Origin of the sequence: Lactobacillus kullabergensis (genome assembly GCF_000967195.1) — a bacterium.
Taxonomy (GTDB): Bacteria; Bacillota; Bacilli; order Lactobacillales; family Lactobacillaceae; genus Lactobacillus; species Lactobacillus kullabergensis.
Map to the genome: position 1 here is coordinate 233,977 of NZ_KQ033871.1, position 19,709 is coordinate 253,685.

Consider the following 19,709-nt stretch of genomic DNA (forward strand, 5'->3'; position numbering starts at 1 on the left):
TAAAATTTAGTTAGTTAAATTTTTAAGGCAAATCATTACCTGCAGCAAGATAAATATCATACCATTCCTGAGCAGTAAGTGAAATATCTGCTCCCTTGGCACTGTCGATGATATGAGCTGGTGTCATCGTACCGATAATAACTTGTGTATTTGCCGGATGCCTTAAAATCCATGCAGCAGCAATAGCATTTTTAGAAACACCTTTTTGCTCAGCTACTTTTTGTAAAGCTTCGTTGACTTCTGGAAACTTAGGATTACCAATGAAATTGCCTTCAATTTGACCGTATTGGAAAGGCGACCATGCCTGAACGGTCATATTGTGCAAGCGTGAGTAATCCAAAACACCACGGTCATGATCAATACTCCGCTCATCCGTCATATTAGTGTGAATATTGAAGTCAATTGGACCAGTGTGCATGACACTTAATTGCAGTTGATTAATTAACAGCCTTTGGCTGACTCCACTTTGCAGTAGGTCTACTTGCATCGGGTTGAAGTTGGAAACTCCAAAGTGCCGCACTTTGCCGTCTCTTTGCAATTCATCAAAGGCAGCGCCAACTTCAGCTGGATCCATTAAAGCATCTGGTCTGTGGAGCAGCAAGCTGTCTAAATAGTCAATTTTCATCCGGGAAAGAATACCATCTACGGCATTAATCAAATACTTTTTAGAAAAATCATACCTGGTTGTCTTGTAGTCCAATTTAGGATTTTCATAAATCCCCGTCTTAGATTGAATGTAAAAATCGTCGCGTTTTAAGGATGATTTTTGCAATGCTTCTCCGAAAATTTCTTCAGATTTACCATGACCATAAACATCAGCTGAATCAATATAGTTAATCCCAGTTTCATGGGCAGTTTCTAATACCCTGACTGCTTCTTCTACGGTCAATTTATTCATGCGCATAATTCCCAGTGCAATGGCTGAACCAGTAAAGTTAGTGTTACCAATTTTAATTTGTCTCATAATGTACCTCCTTTCTTTAGTATACGCTTTCTTAGAGGCAAAAATTTAAAAACAGGGAGTTTTAATTTATATTTAGCAATAATTGCAAAAAACTAATATTTTTTTAAAAATAATTTTATTTTTATCATTATTTTGTATATAATAGATATTACATAATTTTGAAAAAACAAGTAGGAGGGAAAATTATGAGTAATAAAATAGGAGTTATCGGTGACGGTCACGTTGGCAGTACGGTAGCGCAACAGTTAATATTAACAGGTTTAGTAGATGACCTCGTTATGATTGATGTTAATGAAGCAAAGGTTAGAGCAGATCAGCTTGATTTTCAAGACGCGATGGCAAATTTGAAGCATCACACTACTATTACGATCAATGATTATTCCGCCCTCAAGGATGCAGACATTGTCATTAGTGCTTTTGGAAATATTGAGTTGGAAGCAGGCGGCGAGCGCTTTGCAGAATTGAATTATAACCGTGAGCGAATTGGAGACATTGCGGAGTCAATCAAGAAGAGCGGCTTCAATGGTATTTTGGTTGCCATTACCAATCCAGTAGACGCAATTACTAATATGTATCAAGAGCTAACTGGTTTACCGCGCAAGCATGTCATTGGTACTGGTACTCTATTAGATACGGCTCGTATGAAGCGTGCTGTTGGTGAACGGATGAATGTAGATCCTCGTTCAGTTGAAGGTTTTAACTTGGGTGAACACGGTAATTCACAATTTACTGCTTGGTCAACCGTTAAAGTTTTGGAAAAGCCAATTACTGAAGTAGCTGAAGCAAAACACCTTAAGCTTGAAGACTTAAACGATGAAATTAAGTTTGGTGGTCAAACAGTTTATAAGGGTAAGCAATATACTAACTACGGTATTTCAGCTGCTGTGACTCGTTTGGTAGAAACCATTCAAAGCGATGCTCACACTGAAATGCCAGTTTCAAATTACCAAGAAAAATATGGTACCTACTTATCTTACCCGGCAATTGTTGGTCGTGACGGTATTGTCCAAACTGTTGAATTGACACTGACAGATGAAGAAGAAAAGAAATTACAGGCATCTGCAGAAACAATTAAAGAAAAAGCAAACAAATAGTTCTAGTTTATTTAGTAAAAATGGTGGTCACAAAGATCATCATTTTTTTATTATATAAAAAAAGATAGTGAATTCTATTGTTATAAGGGGTATTCTTATAGTAATGAAAGCGTATAAAGGAGAAAATAGATGAAAAGAGTTAATGAAGATTATATTTTAGGTCTCGATATCGGGACCAATTCTTGCGGCTGGGCCGTGACTGATAAGAAAAATAATTTATTAAAGCTCAGAGGAAAAACAGCAATTGGCTCACATTTATTTGAAGAAGGTCATACTGCGGCTGATCGTCGCGGTTTTAGAACTACCAGAAGACGGCTTAAGCGTAGAAAATGGCGCTTAAGATTGCTGGAAGAAATATTTGCGGAACCAATGGCTAAGGTGGATCCGGGATTTTTTGTGCGCCTGCACCAATCATGGGTTTCGCCACTTGATAAAGATCGCAAAAAGTATAATGCGATTGTGTTTCCAACTGCTAAGGAAGATCAGGCATTTTATAAACATTATGCTACAATCTATCATTTGCGTGATGAATTGATGACGCAAGACCGTCAATTTGATTTGCGGGAAATATTTTTAGCCATCCACCACATTGTTAAATATCGCGGTAATTTTTTACAAGATACTCCTGTTAAAGATTTTGAAGCTTCCAAAATTGAAGTAGGACCAATTTTATCGCATATCAACAACGCTTTTGCGGAAAAGATAGTTGAAGACCAAGATCCGATTGAATTAAATGTCGCAAACGCTGCCGATATTGAGGATGTTATACGCGGTAAAGATGCAGAAAAAACCGTTTATAAGCTGGACAAGGTCAAGAAAATTGCCAAGTTATTAACGGATTCAACTGCTAAGGAAGAAAAAAATGTAGCCAAGCAGATTGCTAACGCCATCATGGGCTACAAAACGCAATTTGAAACTATCTTGGACAAAGAAATCGATAAAAGTGACAAGGCGCAATGGGAATTCAAACTTTCGGATGCAGATGCAGATGATAAGCTTGATGCGTTACTGCCAGATCTTGATGAAACTGATCAGACTGTTGTCGCTGAAATCGAAAAATTGTTTAGCGCGATTACCTTAAGTACTATTGTTGATGAAAACAAGAGCTTATCACAGTCAATGGTGGAAAAATATAAAAAGCATAAAAAAGACTATAAAAAGTTAAAGAAATATATAAATACTTTACAAGATCAGACCAAAGCTAAAAAATTGCTTTTAGCCTATGATTTATACGTTAATAATCGTCATGGTCGTTTGCTGGAAGCAAAAAAAACATTTGAAGATAAAAAAAAGAAAAAAGCTTTAACCAAAGATGAATTTTATAAAATAGTTAAGGATAATCTTGACGATTCCGATCTTGCTCATGAAATACAGCAAGAAATAGCTGCAGATAACTTCATGCCTAAACAGCGAACAAACAGTAATGGCGTAATTCCGTTTCAGCTGCATCAAATCGAACTGGATAAGATTATTGCTAATCAAGGTAAGTATTACCCCTTCTTAGCTGCAGAAAACCCAGTAGAAGATCACCGTAAACAAGCACCTTACAAGTTAGATGAACTGGTTAGATTCAGAGTACCTTATTATGTAGGTCCGATGATTACAGCTGATGAACAGGAAAAAACTTCCGGTAAGAGTTTTGCTTGGATGGTCAGAAAAGAAGATGGTCAGATTACGCCTTGGAATTTTGAGCAAAAAGTAGACCGGCAAGAATCTGCCAACAAGTTTATTAAGCGCATGACTATTAAGGATACTTATCTTTTAAGTGAAGATGTTTTGCCAGCTAATAGTTTGCTTTATCAAAGATTTGAAGTTCTAAATGAGCTTAATAATATTAGAATCAATGGTAGTAGAATCAGCGTCGACCTTAAGCAACAAATTTTCAATGATCTTTTTGAAGAAAAGAAAACTGTCACAGAAAAATCTTTGACAAGTTATTTGAAGCAAAATCTCCATTTGCCAACTGTAGAAATTAAGGGGCTGGCGGATCCAACTAAATTTAATTCAAGTCTTGCGAGTTATTATCACCTCAAAAGCTTACATGTGTTTGATAAGGAATTAGCAGATCCACAATATCAAAAAGACTTTGAAAAAATAATTGAGTATTCATCTATTTTTGAAGATAAAAAGATCTTTCAAGATAAGTTGCATGCTGAATTTAAATGGTTAACGCCTGAACAGTTTAAAGCTATTTCAACTTGGCGCTTGCAAGGCTGGGGTAGATTATCACGTAAGCTCCTTGTTGAATTGCATGATACAAATGGCCAAAACATTATGGAACAACTGTGGGATAGCCAAAAGAACTTCATGCAAATTGTGACTGAACCAGATTTTAAAGATGCAATTGCTAAGGAAAACCAAAATGTTACTCGAGCAAATGGTGTTGAAGAAATTCTGGCTGATGCTTATACCTCTCCTGCTAACAAAAAAGCTATTAGGCAGGTTGTTAAAGTAGTAGCTGATGTTGTAAAAGCAGCTGGTGGTAAGAAACCCGCACAATTTGCGATTGAATTTACCCGTGATCCGGATAAAAATCCCCAATTATCACATATTCGTGGCACGAAATTGCTCAAGGCATATCAGGAAACTGCCGGCGAACTAGTGGATCAGAAGTTAACGGATAGTTTAAAGGAAGCGATGACCAGCCGTAAATTGCTAAAAGATAAGTACTTTTTATACTTTATGCAGGCTGGAAGGGATGCCTATACGGGTCAAAAAATTAATATTGATGAAGTATCGACAAATTATCAGATTGATCATATTTTGCCACAGTCATTTATTAAAGATGATTCCTTTGATAACAGAGTATTAACTGCTACGCCGCTAAATGCAGAAAAATCAGATGATGTGCCATATAAGCGCTTTGCCAACAATTATGTTTCAGACATGAAAATGACAGTTGGTGAAATGTGGAAACACTGGCAAAAAGCTGGCATCATAAATAAACATAAGCTAGGTAACCTATTACTTGATCCAGATAGGCTAAATAAATTTCAAAAGTCTGGTTTTATTAATAGACAACTTGTAGAAACAAGTCAAATTATTAAACTAGTGTCAGTTATTTTGCAGAATAAATATCCTGATGCTGAAATTATTACGGTTAAAGCCGGAGACAACTCGGCTCTGCGTCAGCGTCTAAACTTGTACAAGAGTCGTGACGTAAATGACTATCACCATGCCATTGATGCCTACCTTTCAATTATTTGTGGCAACTTTTTGTACCAGGTTTACCCTAAGTATCGTCCCTACTTTGTTTATGGCAAGTATAAAAAGTTCAGTCAAGACCCGGACTTGCAGAAGGAAGTCATCAAACACTTCAAAGGCTTTACGTTTATGTGGCCATTATTGCAAAAGGATAATTCTGAGCGTAAAGCTCCAGAAAAAATTAAAGAAAATAATAGTGATCGAATTGTATTTTACAAGCATCCTGATATTTTTGATAAATTACGTAAAGCATACAATTATAAGTATATGCTGGTTTCAAGAGAAACGACTACTGAAAATAGTGGCCTTTTTGATGTAACTATTTATCCACGCGGTGAACGTGACCTTGCGAAGACTAGAAAGCTGATTCCTAAAAGTAATGGACTCGATCCGAAAATTTACGGTGGCTATAGCGGCAATACTGATGCATATATGGTAATTGTCAAGATTGATAAGGGCAAAGAATCTATTTATAAAGTTATTGGCGTTCCGATGCGCGCTCTTGCAAGCTTAAACCGGGCTAAAAAACAAGGAAATTATAAGGAAGAACTCCACCAAGTGCTAGAACCGCAGATTATGTTTGATAAAAACGGTAAACCTAAACGTAGCGTTAAAGGCTTCAGGATAATAAAAGATCATGTACCTTTTAAGCAAGTTGTCTTAGACGGTGACAAAAAGTTTATGTTAAATTCTTCAACTTATGAAATTAATGCTAAACAATTAACACTTACCCCGGAAACTATGCGAATAGTGACAGACAACTTGAAAAAGGGCGAAGATCAAGATCAATTATTGGTAAAAGCATATGATGAGATTCTGCAAAAAGTTGATCAGTATTTACCATTATTTGATGTGAATAAGTTTAGAAATAGTTTGCATCTAGGTAGAGCAAAGTTCCTTGATTTGGCGGTTAATGATAAGAAAATTACTTTAACCAATATTTTGAATGGCTTACATGATAATCTAGTAACTCCAGATCTAAAAAATATTGGAATTAAAACTCCACTTGGTAAGCTTCAAGTTCCTTCAGGAATTGTTTTATCATCAGAAGCAATACTAATCTTTCAGTCACCAACAGGACTTTTTGAAAAGCGGGTTAGGATAGCTGATTTGTAAACAAAAATAGGGAAGCGCAATAATCCGGTTCCCTATTTTTATGCATAAAAAAACCTCCGCTATAGAGCTGAGGCAGGACGGTAATAATACCGCGTTGAAACTTAGTATCAAAGATACATTGTTTGATTTTAAAATCTGGTTGTTAGATCAATAATGATTAGATCGTTGGTAGCTAACCAACAAACATAGTATAACATTTATTTTTTAAAATACAAGGAGGAATTATGGGATGGAGATCGGTAATCATCACGCAACATGCTAAATTGACTTATTCAATGCAAATGATGATTGTACAAACTCGTGATGGCATTAATCAGATTCCAATTGAGGATATTAATTTATTGCTTGTTTCAACTACACAGGCAGTGATTACCAGCGCCCTCATTAGTAAGTTGGCGCAGAATCAAACCAAAGTTATATTTGTTGATGAAAAAGGAAATCCTATCGTTGAAACAGCTGTTTATTATCCGGGAGCAAGGAATATGGCCAAATTAACGCAACAATTTAGTTGGGATGATCATTTAAAAGAATTATTGTGGACAAGAATTGTTAGTCAAAAGATCAAAAATCAGATTGCGGTTTTAGCTAATTATCATTTGAATAAGGACGAGGTTCAGAGTGAACTTGATCAGTTAGAAATTAATGATGAAAGCAATCGAGAGGCAATTGCAGCCCGTAAATACTTTATGCTTTTATTCGATAAGGACTTTGTCAGGCGTGATACCAGTGCCATTAATGCAGCATTGGATTATGGCTATGCCATTTTGCTTTCTAGTTTTAACCGTGAAATTGCAATGAATGGCTATCTGACCTATTTTGGCATTCACCACTGTTCACAGGAAAATCAGTTTAATTTAGCTTCGGATCTAATGGAACCATTTCGTCCGTTTGTAGATTATTGGGTTAAGGCTCATGAAAAAATTAAAGAACTAACGCCAGATATTAAGTATGGCCTAGTTGAACTTTTAAGTTTAGAAATAAAATTTAATGGTAAAAAGACGCTTTTAACAAATGCTATTACAGTTTATACGAGAGAATGTTTAAAGTTTCTGAGTGGGGATAGTAAGGAATTACCAGAAATGGAGATGAGTTTAACCAATGAGGTACCGAATAATGCGCTTAATGATAATGTTTGATTTACCAACAGAAACAGCTGAAGAACGAAAAGAATATCGTCAATTTCATAAAAAGTTGATTAATGAAGGTTTTCTGATGGTCCAATTTTCAGTATATGTGCGAGTCTGTGTTACTAGACAAACAGCTAAGTTTTTGGAAAATCGTATTAGAAAATTTTTGCCTCGAGGAGGATTAGTACAGTCATTAATGGTTACTGAAAAACAATATAATGACATGCATTTTTTAGTCGGTAAGCCAATTGATGATGTGCGTAATACATCAGATAGGACGGTAATTTTATGATTTTAACTTATGCGACTCATAAAAAATGGATATTTAAGGATCCTGGAATAAAAGTAATTGGTTTACAAAGTTCAATTGCTTACCGTGATATAATTCAAGGCTTTCAAGGAAAAATAAGCTGTTAATTTGTTCAGAGGATGACTATAGTCCCCTTGATGTAAATAAAACTTTTGATTTTATTGGTGATCCAATGCTTAGTGGGGATATTACTAAAAAGTATATGCCCCATATTGTAAGTAGTTATCTGAAAAATTTAGACGAAGAAAATCGTAATAAAGTGATTAAGTCTTTTTATAATTTAGAGTCAACCTTGCAGAATTCACTTTTACTTGAAGACTTACCTTTAGCAATTAATTTTGATGAAGACTTAAAAAAATTACTTAAATTTACAGAAATTCATTTAGATAAATCAATGTTGCTCAGTCCATATGGTATAATAGAAACAGTTTTAAAAATTCACCAAACGTGTAATTTAAAATCAGTTCCTGTTATTTGTAATGTAGCTCATTACTTGGAAGAACGGGAGTGGCAAGAGTTAGCTAGTCTTGTCACAGAAATGAATTTAATTTTGGTTGTAATTGAATTCACCACAAAAGAAAATTTGGCAATTTCTAAAGACATACCTTTTTACTATATTGATAAGGATCTAATCGATTGGTACTAGCAACAATATTAAAATCAGATTATAAAATATCGGGTTTTAGATGATTGTTAGATCAATGATGATTAGAACCTAAAAAGTATCGTGGAAGAATTAGCAAAGGTTTTAGATGATTGTTAGATCAATGATGATTAGAACAAATAGCATTAGGGTCTAAATCGGCAGTAGGTTTTAGATGATTGTTAGATCAATGATGATTAGAACTGTATACCCTCTGTATGAGCCTGAGATGCCGTTTTAGATGATTGTTAGATCAATGATGATTAGAACTCTTGAATGTGTTGAAGAAAAGCGTGAGCAGTTTTAGATGATTGTTAGATCAATGATGATTAGAACAAAAATTCTTCTGGAATAAAAGGTGGTAAAGTTTTAGATGATTGTTAGATCAATGATGATTAGAACTTGGAATTAATTCAAAGTAAAGCTAAGCCTGTTTTAGATGATTGTTAGATCAATGATGATTAGAACTGTGTCTTGTGGCACAGCGTGATTTAGCGAGTTTTAGATGATTGTTAGATCAATGATGATTAGAACATGGTCACAGTCGCTCAAATTCCAGAAATCGTTTTAGATGATTGTTAGATCAATGATGATTAGAACAACAAGCACATAGCCTACTATCAGTATCTTGTTTTAGATGATTGTTAGATCAATGATGATTAGAACGCTATTAAACAATTCAACGATCAATACAAGGTTTTAGATGATTGTTAGATCAATGATGATTAGAACAATGAATCCAAAGGCGGCAACACGTCAACAGTTTTAGATGATTGTTAGATCAATGATGATTAGAACATTTAATTCCAACGTTTTCAATGCAAGCTGGTTTTAGATGATTGTTAGATCAATGATGATTAGAACATTTAATTCCAACGTTTTCAATGCAAGCTGGTTTTAGATGATTGTTAGATCAATGATGATTAGAACTATCATCGTTTTCAGCATTCGCCCAATCGCGTTTTAGATGATTGTTAGATCAATGATGATTAGAACATCTTTTGCATGATTTTTACCATAGCCATTGTTTTAGATGATTGTTAGATCAATGATGATTAGAACATTTAATTCCAACGTTTTCAATGCAAGCTGGTTTTAGATGATTGTTAGATCAATGATGATTAGAACATTTAATTCCAACGTTTTCAATGCAAGCTGGTTTTAGATGATTGTTAGATCAATGATGATTAGAACTAGTTAAAGCTAAGATCAAGACTTCTATCGGTTTTAGATGATTGTTAGATCAATGATGATTAGAACTATCATCGTTTTCAGCATTCGCCCAATCGCGTTTTAGATAATTGTTAGATCAATGATGATTAGAACAGGATATGCAACAGACTTTGCCAGAAAGACGTTTTAGATGATTGTTGGATCAACGATAATTAAAGCATAATTAATTGGGCTAAAGAAAGCGCAATTTAAAATGAAAAAAATCAGTCAAATTAAAGAAATGGGGCAACTCTAGGGCTGCTATTTGTTCATATGAAAAACATACTAAAAAGTAACAACAACAAACTATACCTTTTGTCAGTGATCACCGATAACTTGGGCAGCTCTTTAATGTCATTTGCATTGCCGTTGATGGTTCTTGATATTACTAAAAATGGTATTCACTTATCAATAATTTCTATTATTGAAACATTGCCTATTTTGGTTTTAGGTCTTCCGGCAGGTGCTTTAACGGATAAATTAGATGTTAAAAAGATTCTCATTTTTAGTGATTTGATTAGATTAATCAGCTACTTGATTCTTTCCGCATCATTTGCATTCCAGATAACGGTGAATTGCATGATTTTAATTATTTATGCGGTATCACTTGTCGTCAGCGTGACAAACACAATTAATACGGTGTCAGAAATTACTTTTGTTTCTTTTTTAGTAGAAAAGAAGGATTTTTCAGAATTAAACAGTCTGATTTATGGCATACAATATGCAGCTAATTTTGCATTGCCTATTGTAGGCGGAATATTATATCAATATATTTCGCATAGTCTTTTAATTGTTATTTGTGCAATTTTCTACCTAATTAGCCTTTTACTGGAAAAAAGTATCAGCCTGAAAACTAAATCTACCGCTTTTACCGGCTTTACAGCTCTTAAATCTGCACTTAAAACGGTAAAAACAGATATAAAGGAAGGTCTGCAATATACCCTTAATCTTCGTTCTGTTTTGTATCCGTTAATATTAGCTGCATTAGTTAATATTGTGTCAGCTAATTTTGATAATGACAGCCTCATAATATTACGTACGCAATTAAAACTTTCCTCTCAAAATATTGGAATAATTTCAGCGATTGCAGCTGTCGGTGCCTTAATTGGTACTTTTGTGGTCAATTGGTTGAATAGGCACATTAAGTTTAATCTATTGTTTGTATTGCTAATTTTTGCAGGTGCTCTTTTTCGTGCCCTTTTTGCGCTGTACCAAAATGTACCAACAATGGTTCTGACCATTGCATTTGTTTCTATAATTGAATCAATTATTAATATTAGTATCATCACGAATAGGCAACAGCAAGTTGAACAAAAATACCTTGGACGAGTAACGAGTATCTATAAAACAGTGCTAATTGGAGTAAACTCTTTGGGCTATCTTTTAGGCGGTCTTGTTGCTAAAAAAATAGGTTCAAGATCAGGCATTGGAGTTTCAGCTATTGAACTTTTGCTAGTTACAGCAATTAGTATTTTTTTACTGGCACCTGAAATCAAGCATGATAACGAGTCTTAGCATCAAAAATTTGGGCAAAAATAGTAAAAAGTAAGAATTTATAGGCAGGTTGGGAAACTATAAATTCTTTTTTTGTTTATATATGCAGGTCATTTGTTTAAAGTAGCAGATAGATTAATAATGATTATAGTCTGTGACTTAATAAATTAATGAGGAGATATATAAATGACTACAGTGCATAATAATAGTCGTGAAATTAAACCAGATTGGTCTTCAGTGATTGTGGAAGAAGAGCAAATGCCCTGGTCCCAAAATGGTGCCAAGACCATCTGCGCAAGGTATAAGGATCCAGTTCTTAGAGGCTATTCTGCTGTAATTGTTAAAGATTCAATTAACAGAGAGTTTTCTGAGAATGAAAACTTAATTACACCAGAAAGAGTCACAACTATGATTGTCAGGTTTCCCAGATTTATTCTTCCCGAGTGGAATACTCATCGGGTTTTCAGCAGAAACAGTGCCTCTTCTAGAGCCAGAAGCATAAAGACTACCGTCAAGCCAGTAATGAAGCAACCAGTGATTCCACTCTGGACTATTAATCACAAGGGCATGACAGGGCCATTTGCCGATTCGGAAAGGGCGAAGAGATCTACTGCAAATTGGCTGCACTCCCGAGATAAAGCCGTTCTGGGTATGTTTCGACAGCTAATGAATGAAGAAGAAGTCCCTTACGATGCTGAAGCTAGTGACTGGGAAAAATTTGCTGACAAGTATGATGAAGCATATAAAAATGATGCAGTTCCAGCTTCATGGAATGATGCTCATAAACAAGACTGCAACAGATTGATTGAACCATGGATGTGGCATGAAACTCTGGTAACATCAACTTACTGGCAAAATTTTCTGGATTTGCGAATTGCTGCTGGCGTCCAGCCGGAAATGGAAGCTACAGCAATTTTGATTAAAGCGGTTCTTAAAGCAAGCCCCAAGTATGGAACGCTGAAAAAAAGAGTAATGCATGTCCCGTTTGTTGATGTTGAAGAGAATGATCTGTTATCATGGGAAAGGCTTGAGCCAGTGCTTCTGCAATCGGCTTCAGAATGTGCCCGAATTTCCTATCATGACCGTTCTCAAATGAAAAACAGAAACGGCTCAAATTTGGGCAAAAGGCTGCTTACTGAAAAGCATATGAGTCCGTTTGAACACATAGCATGGTCAGCTAAAAGCAGTGATTGGGAAAAAATTTCCGCATTAAAAGAAAAGATGACAGATTTACTTGAAAAACATCCTGATTGCCCTCCCGACAAGATAGCTGGTTCGCTGACTTCAAATCTTAGTGAGAACTGGCTGCAATTTAGAAGAGTCATTGAGAATAGAGAACAGTAAGACAATTAACTGTGTCTAATTACATAAAATTTGCAGATAGCAAAAGACTAATAGATTGGGTTATCAATACTCAAATTTATTAGTCTTTTTGAATGTAAATATTTAAAAATAGAAGTTAATTCCTTTTTCTGCCTTGTTAAGTATGAGAAGTTTTTGACCAGGACTGATTGCCAACTAAAATTCGTCCCAAAGCTTTATATGGAACTATGGCTAACGACCATCTGTAAAAATCAATCAAAAACAATATTTTCAGCAAATAAGAAGTTTTTAGCGGTTCATCAAATCTAGCTTCGCGATATTGCTTTAGTATTAACATTGTATTTGTCAAATATTCTATTACCAGCAAACTTGCAATAATTGAAATGCTAATCCAGGCATTCGTTTTGACATAAAGCAGTAAAACTATCAATGAAATTGCAGAAGCAGGTGTTGTGACCATTGAAAGTACTGGAATAAGCAGGAAGAGCAGTACAAAAGTTTTAACCATTGACGGAATAGATTTAGACTTAACAATCTTTTTGCTATATTTGTCTAAACATTGAAAACCGCCTTGGCACCAGCGAGTACGTTGCTTGATCAGTTTCTTATATTTTGTAACTCCCTCTTGTCCAATGCTGACGGTATTTAAAAAAGTACCACGGTAACCCTTTAATAAGCCTTTTAAGGAGAATTCGCAATCTTCCAATAATGATGATGACCAGCCAACGTTATTGGTCATTTTTAAGGTCATGAATTGACCATTGCCTGAAGCTAAAGATGAACCCCAATCAGTTCTTGCCATTTGTAAAAGAGAATTATAAATAGTGAATTCAAAATTTTGCATTGCTGCAATATTATGATCCAGATTATAGATATTTACTCTTGTTTGAAGCAAGTCGCAATTTGAATGGTTAAAAGCATAGACCACTTGCCGTAAGTAATTCGCATCTAAGTGGCTATCAGCGTCTATGACTCCAATAATAGTTTTATCCTCAGAATAGTTCATTTTGGCAATACGTTCGGCTGCTTCTTCTAATGCTGGCCCCTTACCTTGTTGAGCATTAGGTTTTACGCGATGTACAACTATGACATTAGGATGATAAGCATATTTTTGTAATAAAGTGGTTGTTCCATCACTAGAATCATCATCGATAAAGACCAGCTTGAGTTTGATAAAACTATCACATTGTTTTTGCAACTCCATTAAATAAGGTATGTTTTTTCGTAAGGATTGAAATTCATTCATTGCTGGGATTAACAAGAACATAGTATCGAAGTCTCGACAGCGGTCACCATAATGATCTTGCTTAACATTATTGCTAAATGTCAGATAAAGAGTCCAAATTAAATCAAAAATGAACGAACAGCCACCCAAAATTAAAATGATGGCTATTAATAATTTCATTTTATTATCTCCAAGTTATTTATTCCATATTCTAAATATACATCAACTTTATAATAACATGAATTGGTCTAGACGAAAAATATATTCTTTTAAAATTTATAAGTTTAAACTTTAATAAAAAATATATACCCTTATAGGCATTGCTTTAATCACGGAAAACCTAAAATTTAAATAAGTGAAAAGTATACTAGATTATTTTTCATATAGTTTTTTTATTGTTGCTAATTAATAAGTAAAGCAAAATATTTTATTGTTATTTTTTAAAAAAGTCATATTATTGTAAACTGTTATTTTATACAGTCTCAAAATATAGTGAAAAAGTCATTATGTTTGCAAAAAGTAATTAGCAGGTAAGCTTTTTTTAAGTGAACAAAAAAACAAGCAGTTGAGTGCTTGTTTTTCAGATGCTTTTACTTGCATAAAAATAATTGGACTTGTTATTCTCCTTTAAAAGTCCCTGCTTCAACTTGACGGATAAAGTCTGCTAAATGCTTGTAATAAACATCAGGGTTATCGACCATATGATGATGGCCACCATCAGGAGTTGTAACTAAGCGGGAATTCGGAATTTCTTTTTGCATAATTTTAGCCGTAGCGATTGGCATTGTTTCATTTTCACCAAAGGTTAACAAAGTTGGTACTTTAATATTTTTAAGTTGGTCTCTAAAGTGCCAGTCTTTTAGTTTGCCAGTAATCACAAATTCATTGTCACCCTGAAAGGCTTCGTATACAGCAGAACCACCAATATCCTTTAGATGATATAACTTAGACGGCTGTTTGCGGTCAACAAAGTTAATGTTGAGAATGTTGACATCTTCTTGATAGCGGTCATTGCCATAATCGTTATTGTCTTCGCATTCATGCATGAAGTCAATTTCAGTTTGAGGCAAGACTTCTTGGCGGCGACGGTTCACGGCTTTAACATAATCATCAATGTCATCCACCATTGAGGAAATAATTGCTCCTTTCAGGTGCTGACCATATTTAACGGCATATTCTTGTACTAGAAGACCGCCCCAGCTTTGACCAATCAAATAAAAATTGTCTAAACCCAGTTTTTCACGTACCTTGTCAACTTCATCCAGGAAGTATTCGTATGTTAGATACTTTTTAGCAATTTCCGGATCAGAATAATCGGGTTGATCGGAATAAAGGGAACCAAGCTGATCATACATCGTTACTTGCACATCCAAGCCCTGCTTTTTTAATTGCTCGGCAGTATCTTCCCAATATTCATGGTTTCCTCCGGGGCCTCCATGTAGAGCCAGTAAATGAATTTTGCCTTGACCCTGAGTGTTTGTCCATAAATGATAGCCATTATCCAGCGTAATAATTTTGGTACCTGTTTTCATATTTTTCTCCTTTAATTGTTATCAACTAGTTTCTATTTTAGCTCATTATAATAGAAAGAAAAACCAATCCCAAAAATGAAAAGTAATTTAAGGTAATGCCTAAAATTAAGCGATTACATGTTACAATTAGTTTAGTATGTTAGATGAAGATTAAGGAGAACAAAATGGCTGAACCCAAATGGTTAAAAGACATGGATGCTAGCGAGTATTTAAAAGAAGAGGCTTAAGCAGAAGCTGAGTCAGATGCAGCAACAGGTGCTTTTCAAAACTAGAAATAAATTGAATATTAATAAGCAGTAGTTAGACAGGTTCTAACTACTTTTTTGTTATACTGATAATAGGTGAGCTTATAAACACAGTTGAAGTAAGCTTATGGGAGGAATTAAATGTTTTAGCTATATTTGGTAATAATTAAGGTAGTTAATATTAAATTTCTTAAAAAGTATTGACTACAGTAAAATAGAATAAATTGTTTTTTATAGAGGTAATTATGTCATGACTTTTTACACACTTAAATATATTGAGCAAAATCAAAATACAAGTAAAACCATTCTCTATGTACTGATTGCGGTCGCGGCGTTAACGATGATTGCTTTTACAGTTCTTTATCTCAGGCATAGATTCGATACGCGCTACCGAGACCTGGGCATTATTGCACTTTTGTTTTTGCTTTTATTTATGGGAACACAATACGAAAAATACGTGCAAACCAATGTGGTAAAATCCCAATCCGAGCAGATTGCGCCTTTTATTAAATCAGTTGCTAAAGATCATAAGGTTCCGGTTTCGGACGTCATGGTCAGTTCTACAACTTTGCAAAACGGCTTAATTGTCAGAGTTGATTCCAAAGATATTGACTATCAACTGGAACTAAATGACGATAACAATTCATATTCTTTAAAGCAGGCTCACGTGATTAACCACACGGTCGACGTAAAGAATTAGGAGGAAAATAATAATGAATTATACGCAGCTTTTTATTAAATTCGTATTAGGTGTGTTAACTTTAATTTTTCAAATAAATGTGTTTGGCAAGAGCAATATTGCTCCCACAACGGCTCTGGATCAACTGCAAAATTATGTTTTGGGTGGTATTATAGGAGGCGTTATTTATAATGCCAATATTTCCGTATTACAGTTTCTGCTGGTTTTGATTGTCTGGACTTTAGTTGTGTTTATCTTGAAATTTGCCAGGGAGCACAGCAACTTTATTCGCAGTTTGATTGATGGCAAACCAATTCAAATAATTAAAAATGGTCAAGTTTTGCCTCGAAATTGTTTATCTGCTGGGCTTTCAGCTAATGAATTAATGTTTAAATTGCGCAGTCAAGGAATTTATTCTGTTGATAAAGTGAAAAACTGTATTTTTGAAAAGAACGGTCAATTAACTGTAATTAAAAAAGATGAAAAGAATGTGCGTTTTCCGTTAATTAATGATGGTCAAATCAACCAAGATGTGCTTGAATCTATTAATAAGGATGAAGATTGGCTAAAAGAACAAGTAAAGCAAGCTGGTTATGATGATCCCAGTGACATTTTCTTAGGTGAAATTGAAGATGGCCAGCTTTCATTTACAGGTTATAATCAAAAATAGAAAAGGTAATCAAATGGAAAATTTGAATAAGGCACGACAGTTAGTGCAAAATGCTGACACTGTGATAGTGGTTGCCGGTAACGGCTTAGCTAAAACCGAAGGACTTGACCTTTTGGGCCAGGAAGATTTTGAACAGAGTTTTCCCGGAGTTGTCCAAAAGTATGATGTCCATTCAGTCGGCTTTGCGCTTGATCAGCACATTTCTTCTTGGTCAGAAAAGTGGCAGTTATGGTCAAACCTTATTCAAAAATATTCTGTTGATTATCATCCTAGTAAAACATTGCAAAAACTGAAGCAATTAATTGATAACAAGCAGTATTTTATTGCTACCTCAGCATTTGGTCACTTTTTTGAAACTGCCGGCTTTAATGAAAAACGCATTTTTAATGTGTTTGGCGACTGGACCAAAGCGCAGTGTTCCAGCGGCATCAATCATGGGCTTAAGGATTGTCAGTCTGTCGTTCAAAAAATTGCTGCCAAGAAGCCTGATACTGGCATAGAAGAATTGGTACCAAAATGTGATGTATGTGGTCAGCCACTGGAAATACATATGCCACTTAATGAGCACTTTTATCCAGATACTGAAGCTAACACTCGTTTCCGCTGGTTTTTAACCGGTAATGAAGATAAAGACACTGTTTTTTTGGAATTAGGAGTTGACGAAACGAGTCCGCAATTACGGGAGCCAATTGAACATTTGGTAGCAGAATTTCCGCAATGGTCCTATGTGGCTGCTGACTTCAAGCAGAAAAATTTATTACCGGAAATTCAAGAACGTAGCGCTGGTACAAACGCGGATGCAGCAAGTTTAATTAATAATTTGGTGATGGAGTAGCTGATTTCAATGAGTATTTACGTAAAAAATGGCGTACTGCATGTTTCTGGCGTTCAAGATAAGATCCGGGGCAAGGGTCAGGAATGGCCTGACTTCATTTCCGACTACACTATGCTCGATATTGAAACTACGGGCTTAAACCCATATCGTGATCATGTAACTGAACTTGGTGCAGTTAAAGTGCGTGCTAACAAAGTAGTAGATGAGTTTAGTCAACTGGTTGTTTATCCACGGTCAAATCATGTACCGAGTTTTATCACTAAGTTAAATTGTATTACTGAAGAACTGCTTCTTAAAGAAGGAAAACCGGTAAAAGAGGCAATGACGGCTTTTCGCACATTTATTGGTGACGATATTATCATTGGCTATAACGTCAATTTCGATCTCAATTTTTTGTATGATTTAGCACGAAAATTTCATTTGCCGGAGCTAAGTAACAATTATGTTGATGTGTTGCGCTTAGCTCGAGTATATTATCCGCAGCAGCACAATCGCTTGCTTGACTGCATTCAGCGCGCAGGCATTGCACAAGTAGAACAGCATCATGGCCTGGCAGATTCCCTTGATACTAAAAAAGTTTATGATGATTTTCGCCGGCATTTTACCCCTGAACTATTGCAAGAAGCACAAGGCAAACTGAAAAACATTGATTTGCTGCAGGAAGAGCTGGAAGTCTGGGAATTAGGATTTCGTAATCCGGTTAATAATAAAAAGATTGCTTTTGCTCCTGAGGTGGAAATAAACGGCACTGAAGCTGCTCAAATGGTTAATAATATGAATGGGGTAGCCCAAACTGGTGTCAAAGCTGATACAGACTATTTAATTATGAGTGATAATGGCTTTTTCAGTAAAAGTAATCCGGAAACATTGAAGGCAAAAGAATTTAATCATGCAGGCAGCAAGATTAAGCGCTTGTCTGAAAGCTATTTTTTGAATATGCTGGATGAATGGGCCAGAAGTTAAAACTAGAGGCAAGGGATCATCAACCTTGCTTTTTTATTGTTCCTGTTGCAAACAACAGTTCGATTAGCTATACTTAATTATTATTAAAAAGGAGCAATGTGAATGGCACGCAGGAGGAGCAGACGAAAAACTAAAACAACTAATGGAGATTTTTGGGCAATAGTCATTATTATCTTGTTCTTGTTGTGGTTTGTTTCTACTAAAGGTGGCTCAGACCCAAGCGGACACCAGACAATGAACAGGATCACGCGCAGTGACCGCCAGAAAAGCAATAAAATTGATAAGGCCAAACCCGCCAATAAGGTTTATGGTGGCTTGTCGCATGAAGACTACCAAAAACTGGCTAATTTAAACTTTAAAAGTGGAAGTTCTTCTTATATTACTGTTAATAATGACCATTCCACGTTAATTAAAAATGCCTGGCGCCTTAATCGGGTTATTTATTCTGATCTGGACAGTTTAAATCGCACATCTCATTCGAATACAGCCTTTTTACAAAAGCGCAATGTTGCTAATGATAGTTTGAGGGTTCGCCAATTCGTTGAACCGACTGGTTGGCATTATAACCGGCGCAACGGCACACAAATTTATAATCGTGGACACCTCATCGCGTATTCGGTTTCTGCCGGTATTGACTTTGAAGGCAACTTCAATCCCGGTAATCATTCAGGTGATCAAAATAACCCTAAAAATTTGTTCACACAGTCTGCTTTTTCCAACCAAAGAATTCAAACAATGTTTGAAAGCCGTATCCGTGTTGCTTTAAGGCAAAATAAAAAAGTGATTTATCAAGCTACGCCAATTTTTCGAGGAGAGGAATTAATGGCACGTGGTATTAACTTGCAGGCGGTCTCAACTGACGGAGAACTTGATTTTAATGTTTATCTGTTTAACGTTCAGCCTGGTTATTCTTTTAACTATAACAATGGACGAGCCAAAGTAAATCATGAGATTTTTGTGAAAGATAATTACTAACCAGTAGTTGCTGACAAAATCAGCTTTAAAGAATAACCAAATGTTCGGATAAAATAATAGTTAATATATACAGAGATTAAAAAGAGTGGTAGTAACAG

The 19,709-nt window shown here is 35.3% G+C and carries 15 protein-coding genes and 1 CRISPR repeat array; of the genes, 12 read left to right on the top strand and 3 right to left on the bottom strand.

From position 1 onward, the window contains the following. Positions 1–22 precede the first annotated feature (22 nt). Complete coding sequence (locus tag JF76_RS01650) at positions 23–964, bottom strand: aldo/keto reductase (RefSeq protein ID WP_045927541.1); 942 nt, start codon at positions 962–964, stop codon at positions 23–25. Between the two features lie 185 nt (positions 965–1,149). Here JF76_RS01650 and JF76_RS01655 point away from each other — a divergent pair, with 185 nt between their 5' ends. The 7 genes from JF76_RS01655 to JF76_RS01685 all read left to right on the top strand — a co-directional run bounded on the left by JF76_RS01655 (position 1,150) and on the right by JF76_RS01685 (position 12,508). Next, positions 1,150–2,058 (top strand): L-lactate dehydrogenase, encoded by a 909-nt coding sequence (locus JF76_RS01655; protein ID WP_045927542.1) that lies wholly within the window; start codon positions 1,150–1,152, stop codon positions 2,056–2,058. A gap of 129 nt (positions 2,059–2,187) precedes the next feature. Beyond that, positions 2,188–6,378, top strand: a complete 4,191-nt coding sequence (gene cas9, locus JF76_RS01660; RefSeq protein WP_045927543.1) for a type II CRISPR RNA-guided endonuclease Cas9 — start codon at positions 2,188–2,190, stop codon at positions 6,376–6,378. 224 nt (positions 6,379–6,602) lie between these two features. Beyond that, positions 6,603–7,514: a type II CRISPR-associated endonuclease Cas1 gene (gene cas1 / locus JF76_RS01665; RefSeq protein WP_045927544.1), complete on the top strand. Its 912-nt coding sequence runs from the start codon at positions 6,603–6,605 to the stop codon at positions 7,512–7,514. Next, entirely contained in the window at positions 7,492–7,797 is a 306-nt protein-coding gene (gene cas2 / locus JF76_RS01670; RefSeq protein ID WP_045927545.1) for a CRISPR-associated endonuclease Cas2, read from the top strand. The genes cas1 and cas2 overlap by 23 nt, the downstream gene beginning before the upstream one ends. Positions 7,798–7,921: 124 nt before the next feature. Then, positions 7,922–8,461 carry a type II-A CRISPR-associated protein Csn2 gene (csn2, locus tag JF76_RS01675; protein ID WP_244267943.1) on the top strand — a complete coding sequence of 180 codons (540 nt, stop codon included), beginning with the start codon at positions 7,922–7,924 and terminating at the stop codon, positions 8,459–8,461. Between the two features lie 33 nt (positions 8,462–8,494). Further along, positions 8,495–9,850: a CRISPR direct-repeat array (repeat unit 36 nt; unit sequence GTTTTAGATGATTGTTAGATCAATGATGATTAGAAC). A 93-nt stretch (positions 9,851–9,943) separates the two neighbouring features. Continuing rightward, a complete protein-coding gene (locus JF76_RS01680; RefSeq protein WP_045927546.1) occupies positions 9,944–11,185 on the top strand; it encodes an MFS transporter in 1,242 nt (413 codons plus the stop codon). A gap of 165 nt (positions 11,186–11,350) precedes the next feature. Continuing rightward, entirely contained in the window at positions 11,351–12,508 is a 1,158-nt protein-coding gene (locus JF76_RS01685; RefSeq protein WP_045927547.1) for an FAD-dependent thymidylate synthase, read from the top strand. Positions 12,509–12,644: 136 nt separating this feature from the next. On the opposite strand, the gene JF76_RS01690 is transcribed toward JF76_RS01685, so the two are convergent. Both JF76_RS01690 and JF76_RS01695 read right to left on the bottom strand, forming a co-directional pair. Further along, the gene (locus JF76_RS01690) at positions 12,645–13,892 is read right to left on the bottom strand and encodes a glycosyltransferase family 2 protein (RefSeq protein WP_045927548.1); all 1,248 of its coding nucleotides are present in this window, start codon (positions 13,890–13,892) and stop codon (positions 12,645–12,647) included. Between the two features lie 437 nt (positions 13,893–14,329). Continuing rightward, the gene (locus tag JF76_RS01695) at positions 14,330–15,244 is read right to left on the bottom strand and encodes a proline-specific peptidase family protein (protein ID WP_045927549.1); all 915 of its coding nucleotides are present in this window, start codon (positions 15,242–15,244) and stop codon (positions 14,330–14,332) included. A 495-nt stretch (positions 15,245–15,739) separates the two neighbouring features. Between JF76_RS01695 and JF76_RS01700 the strand changes: the two genes are divergently transcribed. From JF76_RS01700 to JF76_RS01720, 5 genes are all read left to right on the top strand, one after another. After that, positions 15,740–16,189 (top strand): DUF3290 domain-containing protein, encoded by a 450-nt coding sequence (locus JF76_RS01700; protein WP_045927550.1) that lies wholly within the window; start codon positions 15,740–15,742, stop codon positions 16,187–16,189. Positions 16,190–16,202: 13 nt separating this feature from the next. Beyond that, positions 16,203–16,838, top strand: a complete 636-nt coding sequence (locus JF76_RS01705; protein WP_208854440.1) for a DUF421 domain-containing protein — start codon at positions 16,203–16,205, stop codon at positions 16,836–16,838. Positions 16,839–16,851: 13 nt separating this feature from the next. Further along, positions 16,852–17,673 (top strand): SIR2 family NAD-dependent protein deacylase, encoded by an 822-nt coding sequence (locus JF76_RS01710; RefSeq protein WP_045928897.1) that lies wholly within the window; start codon positions 16,852–16,854, stop codon positions 17,671–17,673. 9 nt (positions 17,674–17,682) lie between these two features. Then, positions 17,683–18,636 carry an exonuclease domain-containing protein gene (locus JF76_RS01715; protein WP_045927552.1) on the top strand — a complete coding sequence of 318 codons (954 nt, stop codon included), beginning with the start codon at positions 17,683–17,685 and terminating at the stop codon, positions 18,634–18,636. Between the two features lie 102 nt (positions 18,637–18,738). After that, positions 18,739–19,611, top strand: a complete 873-nt coding sequence (locus tag JF76_RS01720; protein WP_045927553.1) for a DNA/RNA non-specific endonuclease — start codon at positions 18,739–18,741, stop codon at positions 19,609–19,611. Positions 19,612–19,709 lie beyond the last annotated feature (98 nt).